The organism is Vibrio rhodolitus (genome assembly GCF_003350325.1).
Lineage (GTDB): Bacteria > Pseudomonadota > Gammaproteobacteria > Enterobacterales > Vibrionaceae > Vibrio > Vibrio rhodolitus.
The window spans coordinates 149,690-167,962 of the sequence record NZ_QLYZ01000006.1 but is presented as its reverse complement, the minus strand read 5'-3'; the positions used below and the strand labels follow the sequence as shown (position 1 = coordinate 167,962).

15 protein-coding genes are annotated in these 18,273 nt (G+C 45.4%); 6 read left to right on the top strand and 9 right to left on the bottom strand.

Annotation, left to right across the window (positions count from 1 at the left end; translation table 11 throughout):
* Positions 1 to 90: 90 nt before the first annotated feature.
* The 5 genes from DPF93_RS08605 to tig form a co-directional block, all read right to left on the bottom strand.
* Positions 91 to 363, bottom strand: a complete 273-nt coding sequence (locus DPF93_RS08605) for an HU family DNA-binding protein (RefSeq protein ID WP_075651319.1) — start codon at positions 361 to 363, stop codon at positions 91 to 93.
* A gap of 194 nt (positions 364 to 557) precedes the next feature.
* On the bottom strand, positions 558 to 2,909 hold the full coding sequence (gene lon, locus DPF93_RS08600) for an endopeptidase La (protein WP_114765800.1): 2,352 nt from the start codon (positions 2,907 to 2,909) through the stop codon (positions 558 to 560).
* Positions 2,910 to 3,034: 125 nt separating this feature from the next.
* On the bottom strand, positions 3,035 to 4,318 hold the full coding sequence (gene clpX / locus DPF93_RS08595; RefSeq protein WP_114765799.1) for an ATP-dependent protease ATP-binding subunit ClpX: 1,284 nt from the start codon (positions 4,316 to 4,318) through the stop codon (positions 3,035 to 3,037).
* Positions 4,319 to 4,441: 123 nt separating this feature from the next.
* Complete coding sequence (clpP, locus tag DPF93_RS08590) at positions 4,442 to 5,056, bottom strand: ATP-dependent Clp endopeptidase proteolytic subunit ClpP (RefSeq protein ID WP_114765798.1); 615 nt, start codon at positions 5,054 to 5,056, stop codon at positions 4,442 to 4,444.
* Positions 5,057 to 5,162: 106 nt separating this feature from the next.
* Positions 5,163 to 6,461: a trigger factor gene (tig, locus tag DPF93_RS08585; protein WP_114765797.1), complete on the bottom strand. Its 1,299-nt coding sequence runs from the start codon at positions 6,459 to 6,461 to the stop codon at positions 5,163 to 5,165.
* Positions 6,462 to 7,001: 540 nt separating this feature from the next.
* On the opposite strand from tig, the gene DPF93_RS08580 reads away from it, so the two are divergent.
* Positions 7,002 to 8,783, top strand: coding sequence for a sensor histidine kinase (locus tag DPF93_RS08580; protein ID WP_114765796.1), 1,782 nt, complete (start codon positions 7,002 to 7,004; stop codon positions 8,781 to 8,783).
* Positions 8,783 to 10,123, top strand: a complete 1,341-nt coding sequence (locus tag DPF93_RS08575) for a sigma-54-dependent transcriptional regulator (RefSeq protein WP_114765795.1) — start codon at positions 8,783 to 8,785, stop codon at positions 10,121 to 10,123. Before DPF93_RS08580 ends, DPF93_RS08575 begins: the two co-directional genes overlap by 1 nt.
* Positions 10,124 to 10,182: 59 nt before the next feature.
* On the opposite strand, the gene DPF93_RS08570 is transcribed toward DPF93_RS08575, so the two are convergent.
* The 3 genes from DPF93_RS08570 to hutX form a co-directional block, all read right to left on the bottom strand.
* Entirely contained in the window at positions 10,183 to 12,309 is a 2,127-nt protein-coding gene (locus tag DPF93_RS08570) for a TonB-dependent hemoglobin/transferrin/lactoferrin family receptor (protein WP_114765794.1), read from the bottom strand.
* Between the two features lie 85 nt (positions 12,310 to 12,394).
* On the bottom strand, positions 12,395 to 12,964 hold the full coding sequence (gene hutZ / locus DPF93_RS08565) for a heme utilization protein HutZ (protein ID WP_114765793.1): 570 nt from the start codon (positions 12,962 to 12,964) through the stop codon (positions 12,395 to 12,397).
* Positions 12,961 to 13,482 (bottom strand): heme utilization cystosolic carrier protein HutX, encoded by a 522-nt coding sequence (hutX, locus tag DPF93_RS08560; RefSeq protein WP_114765792.1) that lies wholly within the window; start codon positions 13,480 to 13,482, stop codon positions 12,961 to 12,963. Before hutX ends, hutZ begins: the two co-directional genes overlap by 4 nt.
* Positions 13,483 to 13,854: 372 nt before the next feature.
* On the opposite strand from hutX, the gene DPF93_RS08555 reads away from it, so the two are divergent.
* The 4 genes from DPF93_RS08555 to DPF93_RS08540 all read left to right on the top strand — a co-directional run bounded on the left by DPF93_RS08555 (position 13,855) and on the right by DPF93_RS08540 (position 16,891).
* Complete coding sequence (locus DPF93_RS08555; protein WP_114765791.1) at positions 13,855 to 14,709, top strand: heme/hemin ABC transporter substrate-binding protein; 855 nt, start codon at positions 13,855 to 13,857, stop codon at positions 14,707 to 14,709.
* Positions 14,710 to 14,722: 13 nt separating this feature from the next.
* Positions 14,723 to 15,763 carry a FecCD family ABC transporter permease gene (locus tag DPF93_RS08550; protein WP_114765790.1) on the top strand — a complete coding sequence of 347 codons (1,041 nt, stop codon included), beginning with the start codon at positions 14,723 to 14,725 and terminating at the stop codon, positions 15,761 to 15,763.
* The gene (locus tag DPF93_RS08545) at positions 15,763 to 16,596 is read left to right on the top strand and encodes a heme ABC transporter ATP-binding protein (RefSeq protein ID WP_114765789.1); all 834 of its coding nucleotides are present in this window, start codon (positions 15,763 to 15,765) and stop codon (positions 16,594 to 16,596) included. The genes DPF93_RS08550 and DPF93_RS08545 overlap by 1 nt, the downstream gene beginning before the upstream one ends.
* 109 nt (positions 16,597 to 16,705) lie before the next feature.
* Complete coding sequence (locus DPF93_RS08540) at positions 16,706 to 16,891, top strand: hypothetical protein (protein WP_114765788.1); 186 nt, start codon at positions 16,706 to 16,708, stop codon at positions 16,889 to 16,891.
* 20 nt (positions 16,892 to 16,911) lie between these two features.
* Here DPF93_RS08540 and DPF93_RS08535 read toward each other — a convergent pair whose 3' ends face one another.
* Positions 16,912 to 18,273 carry a TRAP transporter large permease gene (locus tag DPF93_RS08535; RefSeq protein ID WP_114765787.1) on the bottom strand — a complete coding sequence of 454 codons (1,362 nt, stop codon included), beginning with the start codon at positions 18,271 to 18,273 and terminating at the stop codon, positions 16,912 to 16,914.

Below are 18,273 nucleotides of genomic sequence, written 5' to 3'. Positions count from 1 at the left end.
CGATAATATCAGAAAAAGAAATGCGCATCAGTATGATGCGCATAAATTAAAAAGGTTCTAACAAACTACTTAAAAAAGTAGTGTGTTTGATTAGTTGCAAGCGTCTTTTAGAGCTTTACCAGCTTTGAAAGAAGGCACTTTAGCTTCAGCGATTTGGATCTCATCGCCAGTCTTTGGGTTACGACCAGTACGTGCTGCGCGAGTGCGAACACTGAAAGTACCGAAGCCAACAAGAGCAACTTGGTCGCCAGACTGAAGCGTACCGCTTACAGCTTCAATGAATGCGTCTAGCGCACGGCCTGCTGCTGCTTTAGATAGGTCTGAGTTTTCGGCGATTTTTTCTACTAGTTGAGTTTTGTTCACGGTGATTCCCCTTTATGTCGTCTGTTATTATTTTGTGAGACGACCTTTCGTTCCATTTCATTTTAAAATTCAGCCTCAGCCCTTGCCATACAAGGGTTTAGGCTACAGAGGCTAACGTTAGCCTCCAAAAAAAACGCTGACAAGCACTTTTAGGCTTATCAGCGTAATCTTTTACTTATTTTTGCTGCACATCACTATTTTTCTACAGCAAACTCAACGCCAGAAGGGTCTCGCTCCAAGGCAATGCTCAGAACCTCATCAATCCACTGCACCGGAATCACCTTCAAGTCTGCGATCACGTTCTCAGGAATCTCTTCCAGATCACGCTCGTTATCTTTCGGGATCAGCACTGTTTTGATGCCGCCACGGTGTGCTGCAAGCAGTTTTTCTTTCAAACCGCCGATAGGTAAAACTTCACCACGTAGAGTGATTTCACCTGTCATCGCAACTTCAGCTTTCACTGGGTTACCAGTTAAGCTAGAAACCAACGCAGTACACATTGCGATACCTGCACTCGGACCATCTTTCGGTGTCGCGCCTTCTGGAACGTGTACGTGAATGTCACGCTTCTCGTAGAAATCAGGGTTAATACCCAGCTTCTCAGCTCGTGTACGTACTACCGTCATCGCCGCTTGAATAGACTCTTGCATCACATCGCCAAGTGAGCCCGTTTGAACCAACTTGCCTTTGCCCAGCATAGATTCGGTTTCAATCGTGAGTAAATCACCACCTACTTCCGTCCAAGCAAGACCGGTAACCTGACCAATACGGTTGCTGTCATCAGCTTTACCGTAGTCGTGACGCTGCACACCTAAGTACTCTTTTAGGTTGTCGATTGACACAGTCACAGACTTCAAGCTCGAATCGAGCAGAATGTTTTTCACCGCTTTACGACAGATCTTCGAAATCTCACGCTCAAGACTACGAACACCTGCTTCACGCGTGTAGTAACGAATGATGCCGATAATTGCCGAATCTTCGATAGTGATCTCGTTTGGTTTCAAACCGTTACGCTTAACTTGTTTGTCAACCAAATGACGCTTAGCAATGTTAAGTTTCTCGTCTTCGGTGTAGCCAGAAAGACGAATCACTTCCATACGGTCAAGCAACGGTCCTGGAATGTTCATCGAGTTAGACGTCGCCACGAACATCACATCTGACAGATCATAGTCCACTTCTAAGTAGTGATCGTTAAACGCGTTGTTTTGCTCTGGGTCTAGAACTTCAAGCAGTGCTGACGCTGGATCGCCACGCATATCTGAAGACATTTTGTCGATTTCATCCAAAAGGAACAGTGGGTTTTTCACACCAACTTTCGACATCTTCTGAATAAGCTTACCTGGCATTGAACCAATGTAAGTACGACGGTGACCACGGATTTCCGCTTCATCGCGTACGCCACCAAGTGCCATACGTACGTACTGACGACCCGTCGCAGAAGCGATTGAGCGACCAAGTGACGTCTTACCAACACCCGGAGGACCGACAAGACAAAGGATTGGACCTTTCAGCTTGTTGATGCGGTTTTGTACCGCCAAGTACTCAAGAATACGTTCTTTGACGCGCTCTAATCCGTAGTGATCTTCGTTTAAGATCTCTTCCGCTTTTGCTAAGTTTTTCTTAACCTTACTGCGCTTGCTCCAAGGAACACCAAGCATCCAGTCAATGTAACCACGTACAACAGTCGCTTCAGCTGACATCGGTGACATCATCTTCAGTTTCTGTAGCTCTTGCTCAGTTTTTTCGCGCGCTTCTTGCGGCATTTTTGACTCAGCAATTTTTTGCTTCAGCGTCTCAAACTCATCAACACCATCTTCGCCTTCGCCAAGTTCTTTCTGAATCGCTTTCATTTGCTCATTCAGATAATACTCACGCTGCGATTTTTCCATCTGCTTTTTCACGCGAGTGCGAATGCGTTTTTCAACTTGAAGAATATCTATCTCAGATTCCATTTGTCCCATTAGGAACTCTAGGCGCTCTGAAATATCAAGAATTTCGAGGACTTTCTGTTTGTCGACCAATTTAAGCGGCATGTGCGCGGCAATTGTATCCGCCAGACGTGCAGCTTCATCAATACCATTAAGTGAGGTCAGTACTTCTGGTGGGATCTTATTGTTGAGCTTAATAAAGCCTTCAAACTGATTGATCGCACTGCGCACAATCACTTCTTGCTCGCGCTCATCTAGCTCGTTAGTCACTAGATATTCAGCGTCAGCAACAAAGAATTCGTTATCGATAAACTGGTGAATCTGCGCACGCTGCTGACCTTCTACCAGCACTTTTACCGTGCCGTCTGGAAGTTTAAGCAGCTGTAGAATAGTCGCAACGGTACCAACTTCGAATAGATCATCTTTGGTTGGTTCGTCAGTTTCCGCTTCTTTTTGCGCAACCAACAGCACTTGCTTGTTCGCGTCCATTGCTGCTTCTAAGCATGCAATTGATTTTTCACGGCCAACAAACAGTGGAATTACCATATGCGGGTAAACTACTACGTCTCGTAGAGGTAGTACGGGGATCTCGATACGTTCGGAACGTTCCAAGTTCATATTATTCTCTCTTCCGCTTAGTCTTATGAGCAGTATATGGGGGCTAATTGGTTGGAATCAATGGAGGAATAAAAAAAAGGAGGATTAAACATCCTCCTTTTTGATAACTGTTGCTATTTAGACAATTACGATTCAGCGCCAGCAGCTTGATTGTCTGAGTTGCTGTAAATCAGCAGTGGCTCAGATTCACCATTAATCACTGACTCATCGATAACAACTTTACTTACGTTGTCCATTGATGGCAGCTCATACATGGTTTCAAGTAGTACCGCTTCAAGAATTGAACGTAGACCACGAGCACCTGTTTTACGCTCCATTGCTTTTTTAGCAATCGCACGTAGTGCATCTTCGCGGAACTCAAGCTCTGAGTTCTCTAGTTCAAATAGCGCAGCGTACTGCTTGGTCAACGCGTTCTTTGGTTCACAAAGAATTTGGATCAGCGCTTCTTCATCCAGTTCAGTTAGCGTCGTGGTAACCGGTAGACGACCAATGAATTCTGGGATTAGACCGTACTTAACTAAGTCTTCTGGCTCAACTTGAGTAAACAGTTCACCGACTGTTTTGTTCTCGTCTTTTGAACGCACTTCCGCGCCAAAACCGATACCTGCACCAGTTGCAACACGTTGATCAATCACTTTATCTAGACCAGCAAATGCACCGCCACAGATAAATAGGATCTTCGAAGTATCAACTTGCAAGAACTCTTGTTGAGGGTGCTTACGACCACCTTGTGGCGGAACTGAAGCAACCGTACCTTCAATCAGTTTCAATAGTGCTTGCTGTACGCCTTCACCTGAAACATCACGTGTGATTGATGGATTTTCTGCTTTACGTGAAATCTTGTCAATTTCATCAATGTAAACAATACCACGTTCTGCTTTCGCTACGTCGTAGTCACATTTTTGCAGTAGTTTCTGGATGATGTTTTCAACGTCTTCACCTACGTAACCTGCTTCTGTCAGGGTAGTAGCATCCGCCATTGTAAATGGCACATCCAAGAAACGCGCTAACGTCTCGGCTAGCAGAGTTTTACCACTACCGGTAGGACCGATAAGTAGAATGTTACTCTTGCCTAGCTCGACACCTTCGCTCGTTGTGTCACCATTGCGTAAACGCTTGTAATGGTTGTAAACGGCTACGGCTAGCACTTTTTTAGCGTAATCTTGGCCAATCACATAGTCATCAAGGTGCTCACGAATCTCGCGCGGCGTAGGCAACGCTTCAGATTGTTTTTTAGGAAGCACATCTTTGATTTCTTCGCGAATAATGTCGTTACAAAGGTCGACACATTCGTCACAAATGTAGACTGACGGGCCGGCGATCAGCTTGCGAACTTCGTGCTGGCTCTTACCGCAGAAAGAGCAGTACAGAAGCTTACTACTACCGCTCTCTTTGCTTTTATCTGTCATTCGCTAACCTCTTAGCCTTAAATCTATACGCTTTGAGTGTATATCAATTTAGGGCAAATTGCCCCCGCGAATTGAGTGAAAGCTCCGCTCAATTCGGCTAAATCAGACTCAAAGTCAGTTTTATTAACCGCGATGGGTCAATACTTCATCAATGATACCGTATTCTGCTGCTTGTGCCGCTGACATAAAGTTATCACGATCGGTATCGCGTTCAATCACATCCATCGGTTGACCAGTGTGCTCAGCAAGCAGTGTGTTCAACTTCTGTTTGATTGAAAGAATTTCTTGCGCGTGAATTTGGATATCTGACGCTTGGCCTTGGAAGCCACCTAGCGGTTGGTGAATCATTACGCGCGCATTTGGTAGCGCAAAACGCTTACCCTTGGCACCACCAGCTAATAGGAAAGCACCCATTGAACAAGCTTGACCTGTACATAGCGTTGCAACATTTGGCTTGATGAACTGCATAGTATCGTAAATCGCCATACCTGCTGTTACGCTGCCGCCTGGAGAGTTGATGTATAGGTAAATATCTTTGTCTGGGTTTTCAGACTCGAGGAAAAGTAGCTGAGCAACAATCAGGTTCGCCATGTTGTCTTCAACTTGACCAGTCAAGAAGATGATGCGTTCTTTAAGCAAGCGCGAATAAATATCGTAAGAACGTTCACCGCGGGAAGTTTGTTCAACCACCATTGGCACAAGTGCATTCATGATAGTATTTTGTTCTTGGTAGCTCATATTCTGATGTCCCTAAAATAAATGGCCCGGATGATTAATATCATACGGACCATTGTTAGCAGAATAGTTAACGCTTAGTCAACTTTTCTACGCAAGATATTGCTTATTAAGCTGGTTGGTTCATTAGCTCGTTGAAGCCAACTTCTTTTTCAGAAACCTGAGCTTTAGCGATGATTGCGTCAATTGCTTGCTCTTCTAGAGCGATATTGCGCATGTTGTTCATCATTTGCTCGTTTTGCTCGTAGTAAGCAACTACTTCTGATGGATCTTCGTAAGCAGTAGCCATCTCTTCGATTAGAGATTTCACTTTTGCATCGTCAGCTTTTAGTTCTTCAGCTTTGATCACTTCACCTAGAAGAAGACCAACAACTACGCGACGTTTAGCTTGCTCTTCGAATAGCTCACGTGGAAGTTGAGCAGCAGCTTCTGGGTTGCCACCGAAACGTTGAGCTGCTTGTTGACGAAGAACGTTGATTTCTTGGTCGATTAGCGCAGCTGGTACGTCGATGTTGTTTTCGTTAACTAGACCGTCGATAGCTTGCTCTTTGATGCGGTTCTTAACAGCTTGCTTAAGCTCACGCTCCATGTTCTTACGAACTTCAGCTTTAAGAGCGTCAACGCCACCTTCAGCAACACCGAACTTAGCAACGAACTCGTCGTTTAGTTCTGGAAGTTCACGCGCTTCAACTTTGTTTACTTTGATAGCAAACTTAGCTGCTTTACCTTTTAGGTTTTCAGCGTGGTAATCTTCTGGGAAAGTTACGTCAATTTCGAATTCCATACCTTTAGTTTTACCTTCGATACCGTCTTCGAAACCTGGGATCATGCGACCTGCGCCCATTTCTAGTGGGAAGTTCTCAGCTTTACCGCCTTCGAACTCTTCACCGTCGATAGAACCAACGAAGTCGATAGTTGCGCGCTTACCAGCTTCTGCAGCTTCTTCAACTTCAGTCCAAGTTGCTTGTTGCTTACGTAGAGTGTCGATCATCTCTTCAACGTCAGCATCTTTAACTTCTGCTTGTGGCTTTTCTACAGTGATGTTCTCAAGACCTTTAAGTTCGATCTCTGGGTACACTTCGAAAGTCGCAGTGAAAACTAGGTCTTGACCTTCTTTAGTCTCTACTGGAGCAAAAGTAGGCGCGCCTGCTGGGTTGATTTTTTCTTTAACGATCGCTTCGATGAAGTGACGTTGCATAACTTCACCCATCACGTCTTGACGTACTGCTTTACCGTACATCTGCGCAACCATTTTTAGAGGCACTTTACCTTTACGGAAACCATCGAAACGACGGTTTTTAGCGATGTTGCGTAGTTCAGCTGTAACTGCATCTTCGATGTTTGCAGCTGGAACAGTAATGTTTAGACGGCGCTCTAGGCCTTCTAGCGTTTCAACAGTAACTTGCATTATTCATTAACCTCAATACTGGCTCAGCTTGGCTGAGCGTATGAGTTACCTAAGCCAAGCTTGGTAACTGCATCCTTGTTTGTACTCTAAGAGCACCTATTAATTTCGAGCATCAACAGCCTATATAAAGGCTATCGAACTAATTAGCGATATCTTTGACCACTTTAATAAGTGAAAGGTATCTCCGATTAGTCTCAGGACATAGATTTAGACGCAGCATTCTAACGACCTTGACTATCACTGTCGAGCCGAACCCCTACTAACGTCTGCGAATATCCTAAATTCTCACTTAACTGCTCCAAATTTGAGCATTTATATCTGAGTAGCTGCCACTCTTGCAGCGAATCAAACATACATTTCTAACCGTGTCAGAGATGGGGACATTAATGTGTTTTTCAAGAGAAACTAGCGTTTTTTTTAATTCAAGTAATAAAAGGAGATCCAAGTCCGGTTTTAGCGCCCAATTTAGCAACCTATCACAACACCTTAGTAACAAAAAACGCTAGGCTAAACGCTTGGTTTATCTACAAGGGTTTGAGCATGCTTTCCAACCGACGCACATGGGTTTATTTGCTGGTGTTGTTTCTTCTGTGTGCGATTCTTGGCGGGCGCTGGGTATGGAATAGCAGTTACCAAAACCAATTGGATCAACATCAATCCCAGTTGGAGCGTTTTTCCAGTCATATTGCCACCAAGTTGGATAAATACGCCCACCTACCTAAATTGCTCGCGCAAGACCGAGAAGTCATCGCGGCAGTGCTTAACCCCAATAACTCAGCGCAAATTGATGTGACCAATCGCTACCTAGAAGAAGTCAATCAAGTGATCAATGCCGCTGATACCTATCTACTTGATGCTCAAGGCACGACCATCGCCTCAAGTAACTGGAATATTGCGCGCAGCTTTGTCGGCCGCAACTTTGCTTGGCGCCCCTATTTCTCGCAAGCGATTCAAGGCAACGCCAGCCAATACTTCGCCTTAGGGTCAACCTCGGGTCAGCGCGGTTATTACTATGGCTTCCCTGTCGTTTACGCCGCTGAAATCATTGGCGTGATTGTGATCAAAATGGATCTATCCGCCATTGAAGGCAACTGGCAGAGCGAGCGGAATTTGTTTGTGGCGACCGATGAAAACCAAATCGTGTTTATGGCTAGTGATCACAAATGGTTATTTCACAGCTTGGTTGACCTTTCACCGCAAGTGAAACAGCGCGTACTCGCGAGTCGCCAATACTTAGACACCGAGATCCGCTCACTCGGTTTGCTGGGTGATCTCAACTTGCCACAAACCGAGCTAGCCAATTTGCGCAAAAGTGGCGGGCAAGGTGATTTTATTGTCACCTCTCAGGTTAATGACGAGCTGCAACTCACCATTCGGGTTCTCACACCCAAACACACGATTCTATGGTCGACCTTTAGCTTTTTGCTGGTGCTAACCCTTGTCTTCGCTATTGCCTTTTTGTCGTTGCAATTGGTACATCAAAAACAGCTCAAACAGCGTCAATTAACCCAAATTCAATCTGAAGCTAAGCAGAAGCTGGAATTTTTAGTCATGGAGAGAACCGCTGAACTGCAAGCGGAAATCTATGAGAGAAGTAAAACCGAGCAAGCGCTGCGTAAAACTCAAAATGAGCTTATCCAAGCAGCAAAGCTGGCGGTACTCGGGCAGATGTCGGCGAGCATTAGCCATGAGCTCAATAATCCGCTCGCCGCTATCCGCAGTTTCGCTGACAACGGCAGACGTTTTCTGGCAAAAGAGCAGCCCGAGCGAGTTGATGACAACTTAGCGCGCATCTCCGCATTAACAGAACGCATGGCAAAAATCAGCGATCAGCTTAAATCCTTTACGCGTAAATCCGACAGCCAAGAAAAACAGTGTTTAGAATTAGCCCCGATGATCCAATCCGCCCATGAGTTGATTGCCGCACAACTTAAAGCACAGCAAACCACTCTTACGCTGCAGATACCCGACATATCGTTACAGGTTAACGTTAATCCTATTCAACTGGAGCAAGTGTTAGTTAACTTGCTGACCAATGCGATTCATGCCGTTAGTGATCTCGCTGCACGAGAGATTAATCTCATCGTAGAGCCTCAAGCAAATGTGGTGCATATCCACATAGATGACTCTGGCTGCGGCATTGCCCCAGAGGTACGTGATAAACTGTTTGAGCCATTTTATACCACCAAGAAAAATGGCTTAGGGCTGGGTTTATCCATCTCCCAACAAATCATACAAGCAATGGATGGCACTCTCAGTGCGGGTGAATCACCTAGCACAGGCGCTCGCTTTACAATTACCTTGCCATTTAAGGATCAATGATGGTCGATGTATTCTTTATTGATGATGAAAATGATATTCGCATTGCTATTGAGCAAAGCTTCGAGTTAGAAGAAATTTCGGCACGTTTTTTTGCCAGTGCCGAGGATGCCTTGCTGGCAATCAAGCAAGATGGTCTGCCCAAAGTCGTGATCAGCGATATTTGCTTACCGGGGTTATCTGGTGAAAACCTGTTAACCAGTGTGCAAAGACAAGACGAGGAAATACCGGTTATTTTAATCACCGGACATGGTGATATCGAAATGGCGGTCAATGCGCTGCGCAATGGCGCCTATGATTTTATCGAAAAACCTTTCGCCATTGACCGTCTGATCGACACCACGCGCCGAGCCATCGATAAACGTAATTTAACCCTTGAAAACCAAGCGTTGAAACGCAGCCTCAAAGCCAGCCAAACTCTTGGTCCGCGCATCATCGGGCAAAATAATGCGATTTCGTCGCTGCGTGAAACCATTTCCCATGTTGCTGACACTAACGCCGATATTTTGCTATTTGGCGAAACAGGTACAGGTAAAGAGCTGGTTGCACGCTCTATCCATGAGCAAAGCTCTCGTCGAGAAAGTAACTTTGTTGCCATCAATTGTGGCGCCGTGCCAGAGAACCTAATTGAAAGCGAGTTGTATGGTCACGAAAAGGGGGCCTTTACCGGCGCTGATAGTAAACGTATTGGTAAGTTTGAACACGCAGAAGGCGGCACCTTGTTTCTCGACGAGATTGAGTCAATGCCGATGCAGGCTCAAATTCGTCTGCTGCGTGTACTGCAAGAGCGAGTGATTGAGCGCGTCGGTTCCAACCAACTTATTCCGCTGGATATTCGCGTGGTAGCCGCCACTAAAGTCGACCTTAAACAAGCCGCTGAACAAGGCGAATTTCGCCAAGATCTTTACTATCGTTTGAATGTGGTCACGCTCGATTTACCCCCTCTGAGACAACGCAAAGAGGACATCCCTGCCCTCTTCCATCACTTTTTACTGGTTGCTGCAGCGCGCTATGGCAAAGACGCCGCATCGATTCCGCAAGCAGATTTGCAAACTTTGGTCAGCCATGACTGGCCGGGTAATGTGCGCGAGCTACGCAACTGCGCCGAGCGATTTGTTTTGCTAGGCAAGCTGGGTGAACTCGCCCAGCATCAAGATGAGCAACAAAGTGCAACGCCTTTGGCTGAACAAGTGGCTGAGTTTGAAAAGATGGTGATTGAACAGGCACTGTCATCCAATGAAGGACGCATCAATGAAACCATGCAGCAGTTGCAAGTGGCGAGAAAAACGCTGTACGACAAGATGCAAAAATATGAGCTCGATAAACGTGATTTTAAAGAGTAATAAATAACGAAAAAAGGGCACTGTGCGTGCCCTTCGGTAACTCAAACAAATACCTTTATTTAAAAGTCATATTTGACGGTCACAGCCCAGTTTCGACCCGCTTGCGTCAGATCTTTATCTTCTTCATCAAGACCGCTGACATCATTCCAGTTGTAGTACTCTTCGTCGGTTAGGTTAAAGACTCCAGCACGTAACGTGATGTCCTTGGTCGGTCTGTAGTATGCCGTTAAATCAACCACTGTTGCGCTCGCAATGGGTTGAATTTCTCCCGCTCGAGAATCCGCTTCTTTTAATATATCTAAATTAATATCGCTTCTTCTTTTCTCTGCGGTGTAGCTTACGTTCAACGATGTACCCCAGTTTTGAGCATCGTAGTTCAAACCAACAACCGCATTCCAAGGGCTAATCTCATTGATCGGTTTACCATCACCATCCTCACCTTCAGCGTAGGCAAATGCGACTCGTGAGCTAAACCCACTCACTGGCATAAAACCATCCCAAGACATTAAATTAGACAGTTCAACCCCTTTGATATAAGCACGATCGAGATTGACATACTGATACTCAGTTAGCGGTGAAGAAGAGACAACACGCTGGGTAATAAAGTTGTCATAGCTATTGTAGAACAGGGCAAACTCACTACTCGAGTTGCCACTCTCATGTCTCCACCCAAGCTCATAAGAAACACTCTCTTCCGACTTTAGATCTGGGTTAGGCGTATTAATATATCGATGGCTTGGGTTACCAAATGAGTAATAGAGCTCTTTAAATTCAGGGGCGCGAAAGCCTTGGCTCACTTGTGCAAATAGACGGTGTTGTTCATTCAGCTTGTAAACTGTGGCTAAACGTCCTGTAAGCGCTGAGTCAGAGAATTTAACGTAGTCACTTTGCGCATTGCCACTTGGGTTGGCGCTTGCATCACCAGGGTTTGTCTCAAATGCGTCATAACGAATCCCCGGGGTAATAATCCAGTTACCAAAGGTCAGCTGATCTTGCACAAACAGCCCATAACGGCTTTCACTCGCGCTTGGCATGTAGAAAAACTGTTCCGCACCACCCGGATCGCTGTATTGATCGTTGACGTTTTTAATGTCTTTATCTTGGAATGAAACACCATAGACAAAGAAGTGTTCAAGGCTACCTTGAGTGAGTGATTTCTCTAATTGGGCATCAAACTGAACGCCTTTGTCACTGTAGAGATAATTTTTAGTTTGAGCGATCGCTATCGGAGATGGGTTTAAAAACGGCACATTGGGGTTAACTGTGCGGTACGTATTGGCGTTTTCTTGCTTGTCAAAATAAGCCAATTGCCACTCCAGTTCATCAAACAACGCAAGATCTGCACTCCAAATATGTTTAAGCGCCAACTGATATTGTTCCGTCTCATCATCAGAACTCGCATCAGAATAGTTTTCATACTCTTGTTCGCCTGCTGAGTTACGTAGCAGATACTGACCATTAAACTCCAAGCGATGAGCATCGTTGAGCTGATACTGTAACTTGGTCAGTAAATCGTTCGCTTTACTGTTCAAAGGTAAAGCACTACCAAAATTCTCGAGTTGCTCACCATCATGACGAGTGTATGCAATCAAAGTTTCTAAATCACCAAAACGATTAGCCAGCGCAACAGATTCTGTGAAGGTATTGTCTTTTGATGAGTAGTTAAACTTAGCATGACCACCAATATCTTTACCCGCTAAAAAGTCCCGCGGATCTTTGGTTTCAAATGCGACGATACCACCTATCGCATCCGACCCTTGCAGAGATGATGACGCGCCTTTGACGATTTCAACCGTTTTAAGTAAGTCTGTATCAACTTCTACACGTGAGGAATTAACAAAGGTGCCACCAGAATCAAATTGGTTTCCCTGCGCTACTCCATCGACCAACACTTTGATTCGGTTACCTTCGATACCACGGATGTTAATCGATTGAATACCTTGGCGGGCATTACTTTTGACCGATACACCTGGCGTGTATCTAAATAGGTCGTCTAAGCCAGTCACCATTTCTTTTTCAATCGCATCATCATCAATAACTTTAACTGACGCTGCAGTATCAAAAATTTGAGTATTGGTTCTTGTCGCTGTAACAACAACCGTCTCTTGTGATAATGAATTCTCTGCATAAATTGGCGCAGAAAAAAGCCCAGCAACAGCTAAGGCTAAAGGTGTTTGCTTTAACATGTTATTTTCCATTTGAAGGGGGACGACCTGACTTAGTGATATTTGTATTTTTTCAGGTCTGATTAGGCTTCCATTGCTCGCAACACTACTTGTTCGTCGGTTGAATATGCCCCTCAGTTAGATGAACGAAATCCAACAGATCATTGCCCGATACTTCAAAGGCTTGACCAAATCCTTTTACATAGCGACCAGACTCTGGCACCAGTCGATATAAATTAAAGTCACCAAGCTGGCTCAAGTTGTCGATGATGTCACCAAAGCGATGACGTAGAGCAGCAACACCTTTAATCCAATCATCACTCTGCTTACTGATGAGTTGCGCTTTGGTGTCAAAAGTGAGTCTTTTACGTGCGTAAATCTGCTTACTCTCGCCCTCATCTTCAATCATAAGGATTGAAACGTTGCGATTGGTTTTGAGGTTTTTCCCGTGAGCCGCAATATCACTGACTAAGATGTAATAACCCTGCTTATCAAAGGCGAAAGGTGCATAAGTCGCATTTGGGATCCCTTCTTCGCTAATTGTTGCGAGTTGGAGAGTCTGCCGAGAGTCTCGAAACTCTTGGATTTCCGGCTCCAAACGATTTTGTAAACGCTCTCGACGGACATCCTGATGGTTAGTCTGTTCAACTTGGGGAGATTGGCTTTCAATGCTCATTTTGAAAATTCCTCTTTCAATGCCTTAAACGCTGCAACTTGTGTAGAAATTAGTTGGCGCTGCTTATCACGCCCTAAATAGATTTTGAACATGCAGTCGCCCTGCTGGGTGAAAAAGCCGATGTAGTGGCTCTCTTTTCCTCGAAATGGTTTACTAACAAAACCGATATGCATAACTAAGTCTAATGCGAGATGACCATGTAACTGCCCCTCTTTGCCCATCAGGTTGTAGTAACCATGGGCAGTTTTTCCACTAGGGAAAGGCGCCTTGAATTCAAAAATAGAACCACATGAATGGATGATGGTAGTGACATCACCCCACTCGGGAAGTCGCTCCAAGATAGCTTGCGCATGCTTACCCTCTACTTGGGTCAACATCACCTCTGGTAGTGCAAAGGTAATCGCACCTTCACTCAAACCAAGTTGCTTGGACATTTCTGAAATTGGCACTGAATCATCGTGTTCCAAAGCAACACTGACTTGAGTTTTGACCGCTTCTTCAGAGCAAGTGCTATACATACTTTCTCCTGTATATTTTCCATATTCAAACTTATCGATTTCGTGAAACACGAAACAACATCCCGTGATTTAAATTTAGCAGACCTCTCCCATAACAGACCGCTTTACACCAATGGGAGGCCCTCGCGCTAAAATTTGCTCTTTAAGTTCGATAGTTAAATTTACATATCTGTAAATAGTAATTGTGGAAAAGATGTTATACAAAAGATATGATAATGCAAATGATATTTGGTATCATTTGCATTATTGGGAATTTGGCATCAATAAATCGCTAGCAAACTACACCAATCATCAAACTTTTGCCTGCAATTTTCGCAATTGACACTCTCTACAGCATAAGAGAGCAGTGACTATGTATATGGAACAATACCTATGAAGAAAACAATCTTCCTCTTGTGGCTTATGATGGGCGCAAACACTGCATTCGCTCAAGAACATCAACCCAAGAATCGTATAATTAGCGCAGGATCTAGCATCACCGAGCTACTTGTTGCTTTGGGAGCGAAAGATCAGTTGGTCGCACTGGATGTCACCAGCAAGCATTTCAACACCGAACAGCAATTACCTTTAATTGGTTATCACCGCCAGCTCTCACCTGAAGGGTTAATGGCGCTCAACCCCACGCATCTCATTGGCTCGCATGAAATGGGACCTGACACCACTTTAGCACTGCTTAAAAGTGGTGGCGTCACGGTCCAGTCCGTTCCTTCCGGCGACACTTTGCCAGATTTGTTTGCACGTATTGATACCATTGCCGCTATCACTGCAACGCAAGATAACGCTAACGAGCTAAAACGTAACCTGAAAGAAAAGCTTGAGCACATGCAGGCTCGCAACATTAGCCACTCTCCCAAGGTGGTATTTGCTATGTTAAGTAAAGGTCGACCAGCAACTGTCGCTGGTGAGCAAACCACCATTGACGTGATTATCAAACTTGCTGGAGGCGAAAACCCTGCCAACAAGGAAATGAGTTCGTACAAACCTCTCTCTCAAGAAGCGATTGTTAATATGCAGCCAGAGTACCTATTGGTCACGCATCGAGATTGGAACAAGCTCGGCGGTAAACAAGGCATTATTAAAGAGTACCCGCTTCTCATCGCCACACCTGCGGCTGTGAATGATCGCATAATTCCAGTCAACGGCAGCGCCATAATTGGTGGACTTGGTATAGAAAGCCTGACACTAGCCGACAAACTTTATCAAAACTTTACCCAAGCGAAGTTATAGCCAGCCAGTCACTATGAACATCTCCAGAATGCTGCCAGCGAAAACGCTCTGTATTATTTCAGCGATTGCCCTATATCTGGCGACGGTCACCTCAATCACTGTCGGACCAATGGACATTAGCTTAGTAGACAGTATTAAGTCCCTTATCCCATATGACAGTGGTGAGCTGCCGGGTCACATAACCATGATCGTTCAACAAGTGCGAATCCCTCGTACCTTACTCGCGATTGCGATTGGCGGAATACTGGCTTTGGCAGGTGCAGTTCTACAAGGGCTTTTCCGCAATCCACTCGCTGATCCAGGAATTATTGGCGTCTCATCTGGCGCATCACTTGGCGCTGCAGTTGCAATTGTGCTGTTTGGCGGGCTTGCGGCAACCTATCCGCTGCTGATGCTCATGGGGACGGTGCCACTTTTTGCTTGTTTGGGCGGGGTCTTGGTCACCTTCATTGTTTATCGGTTAGGGACAGACCAAACGGGCACCTCTGTCACTATGATGTTGCTTGCCGGTATCGCAATCTCCGCAGCTGCCAATGCTGGATTAGGCTTGTTGAATTATTTTGCTGACGACCAAGCACTACGCGATCTTTCATTATGGACAATGGGTTCTCTGGCTGGAGCTAATATTCAGACGCTCTATTTAGCCTTTGCGACTTTAGCGATTTTGTTCGTTACCTATCTGCATGATGCCGACAAACTGAATGCGATGTTACTTGGCGAAGCAGAAGCTCGACATATGGGTATCAACGTGCAAAACGTAAAACGTCGCTTGATTGTTTTGACCGCTGCAGGCGTGGGCATCACGGTAGCATTAGCGGGGATCATTGGGTTTGTTGGGTTGATTGTTCCGCATTTAGCTCGAATGATGATAGGTCCAAACTACAAGTCTCTACTTCCGGTTAGTATGCTGCTTGGTGCGTTGCTATTGCTTGTTGCTGATATGCTTGCTAGAACTATCGTTGCCCCGCTCGATATGCCTGTTGGGATCGTTACTGCTCTGATTGGCACACCTTTCTTCCTGTGGTTATTAATCAAACAAAGAGGGCGTGTGTAATGTTGTCTCTCCTTACTAAGCACAAACACAATACTGCAACGGCTATTTGCAACTTTACCGATAATAACCTTATTGATGTAAGTAACTTATCGGTGAAACTTGGGCATAAAAGCATCATCGAAAATGCAAATTTCACGCTACAGCGCGGTCAATTTACCGCTTTACTTGGCCCCAATGGCACAGGAAAAAGTACCTTGCTCAAAGCTATGACGGACGAGGTTAACTACCAAGGTAAGGTAAAAGTTTATGGCAAGGAGCGCCAATTATGGGAGCCCGCAATGCTCTCTCGACATCTCGGTGTACTACCTCAAAGCAGTTCTCTCTCTTTTAATTTCACCGCACAAGAAGTCGTTGAACTCGGAGGGATTGGGCTAAGCATGACTCAACTGCAACTTGCTAATATCGTTGAACGCAATATGGAGTCATGTGACGTGAAGCACTTAGCTACTCGCTATTACCCCACTCTGTCGGGCGGTGAAAGACAACGAGTACATCTCGCTCGGGTATTAACTCAACTTGAGCAGAGTAACAATAACCGCATCCTATTGCTTGACGAACCAACGTCAGCACTCGACCTGCACCACCAGCACTCCACTTTAGCTCTTGGACAAGCGCTCGCACGCCAAGGAGCATCCGTTGTCGCGGTGCTTCATGACCTCAACTTAGCGGCGCAATACACCGACCGAATCCTTATCTTAAACCAGGGACACATCGTGGTAGATGCCTGCCCTAAAGAGGCGCTGAAAGCCGATATTATTGAGCGGGTTTACCAACACAAAGTTTCAATCATTCCTCATCCCGACAAAGGGCACCCTGTTGTTATAGCCCAATGACGGAAAGTACCGACTTAATACGATCACTTATCTAAAAGCATGTATTTTAACTCCTTGGCAATAGGTGAGTATTTCATCCATACTGAAATCAAAACTAAGGAGTTGGTCTATGGGTGAAAAAACCAAGATAAAAGTCATCAGCGATACCACTCTGATCGATGGTGTTTACCAAGCAGATTCACGTTCTGGTGCAGAAAGAAGAAAAAATCGCCAAGCAAAGTGGCGATTTTATGAAAGGCGCTCGGGGAAAGACCTGCGAAACTCTAATTCAAAAACGATAGATGAGGAGATTTAATCCCCTCACCTATCGCGAAATTACTTGGTAATAATTTCTGGTCCCATCAAGGTGGTTGGTAACCACGTGGATACCCAAGGCACATATGTGACTATGATGAGGAAGAGGAACATTACGCCAACCCACGGCAGCGCCGCTTTGACCACCTGCATCATCGACATCTTCGCCACCCCAGCGGTCACAAACAAGTTGAGCCCAACCGGCGGGGTTATCATGCCTATCTCCATATTCACCACCATCATGATACCCAGGTGAATTGGGTCGATACCAAGCGCAATCGCAATTGGGAAAACCAGCGGTGCGACAATGATCAGAAGACCTGATGGCTCCATAAACTGACCGCCGATAAGCAGCAGCACGTTAACTACGATAAGGAAGGTAATCGGTCCTAGACCCGCCGATAGCATCGATTCAGTGATCATTTGCGGGATGCGTTCTTCGGTAAGCACATGCTTTAGGATCAAGGCGTTAGCAATGATGAACAGCAGCATAATTGTCAGCTTACCTGCCTCATACAAGGTATGCTTAGTATCTTTGTGTACAAAGGCTTGGAAGATTTTCACAATCGCTGGCTTGGTGTTTTGCTTATCAGCAAATGGTCCCATGTCTTTGTAGACAAAGTTGGCGATAAAGAACGAGTAAACTGCCGCAACGGCTGCCGCCTCAGTCGGCGTAAATACACCACCGTAAATACCACCAAGAATAATAACCACCAGCAACAGACCCCAACTGGCATCTTTTGCTGCAGCAAACATCTCGCCCCAGCCAACAAATGGCTGCTTAGGTAGATTCTTAACGCGTGCTGCAATGTAAATAGCGATCATCAACATCACACCAGCAAGTAAGCCTGGAATCACGCCGCCAAGGAACATACGCCCAACCGAGACGTCCGTTGCTGCAGCATATACCACCATTACGATTGATGGCGGGATCAAAATCCCCAAAGTACCTGCGTTACAAATCACACCTGAAGCAAACTCTTTTGAGTAACCATTACGTACCATACCGGCGATAACGATACTACCAATCGCAACCACAGTCGCTGGTGATGAGCCAGACAAGGCGGCGAACATCATACATGCCACAACCGAAGCCATAGCAAGACCACCACGGAACCAGCCAACCATTGCAATCGCAAAACGGATAATGCGTTTTGCCACACCGCCGGTCGACATAAAGCTTGAAGCAAGAATAAAGAACGGGATCGCCAGTAGAGTGTAGTGCCCAGCAAAGGCATTAAAGAGTGTCTGAGCGACCGAAGCCAATGACGCATCTGAATGCATCATCAAAAATAGCATACTGGATAAGCCCAGCGAGACAGCGATTGGCACGCCAATGAGCATAAAGCCAACCACCATAACGAATAGCAACAAAATATCCAT

Excerpts from the sequence above, each read along its gene's own strand:
- clpX (WP_114765799.1), bottom strand. The coding sequence starts at position 4,318 with ATGACAGATAAAAGCAAAGAGAGCGGTAGTAGTAAGCTTCTGTACTGC.
- DPF93_RS08550 (WP_114765790.1), top strand. The coding sequence starts at position 14,723 with ATGAACATCTCCAGAATGCTGCCAGCGAAAACGCTCTGTATTATTTCA.
- DPF93_RS08555 (WP_114765791.1), top strand. The coding sequence starts at position 13,855 with ATGAAGAAAACAATCTTCCTCTTGTGGCTTATGATGGGCGCAAACACT.
- DPF93_RS08535 (WP_114765787.1), bottom strand. The coding sequence starts at position 18,273 with ATGGATATTTTGTTGCTATTCGTTATGGTGGTTGGCTTTATGCTCATT.
- tig (WP_114765797.1), bottom strand. The coding sequence starts at position 6,461 with ATGCAAGTTACTGTTGAAACGCTAGAAGGCCTAGAGCGCCGTCTAAAC.
- DPF93_RS08540 (WP_114765788.1), top strand. The coding sequence starts at position 16,706 with ATGGGTGAAAAAACCAAGATAAAAGTCATCAGCGATACCACTCTGATC.
- DPF93_RS08570 (WP_114765794.1), bottom strand. The coding sequence starts at position 12,309 with ATGTTAAAGCAAACACCTTTAGCCTTAGCTGTTGCTGGGCTTTTTTCT.
- DPF93_RS08580 (WP_114765796.1), top strand. The coding sequence starts at position 7,002 with ATGCTTTCCAACCGACGCACATGGGTTTATTTGCTGGTGTTGTTTCTT.
- DPF93_RS08575 (WP_114765795.1), top strand. The coding sequence starts at position 8,783 with ATGGTCGATGTATTCTTTATTGATGATGAAAATGATATTCGCATTGCT.
- hutX (WP_114765792.1), bottom strand. The coding sequence starts at position 13,482 with ATGTATAGCACTTGCTCTGAAGAAGCGGTCAAAACTCAAGTCAGTGTT.
- DPF93_RS08545 (WP_114765789.1), top strand. The coding sequence starts at position 15,763 with ATGTTGTCTCTCCTTACTAAGCACAAACACAATACTGCAACGGCTATT.
- clpP (WP_114765798.1), bottom strand. The coding sequence starts at position 5,056 with ATGAGCTACCAAGAACAAAATACTATCATGAATGCACTTGTGCCAATG.
- hutZ (WP_114765793.1), bottom strand. The coding sequence starts at position 12,964 with ATGAGCATTGAAAGCCAATCTCCCCAAGTTGAACAGACTAACCATCAG.
- lon (WP_114765800.1), bottom strand. The coding sequence starts at position 2,909 with ATGAACTTGGAACGTTCCGAACGTATCGAGATCCCCGTACTACCTCTA.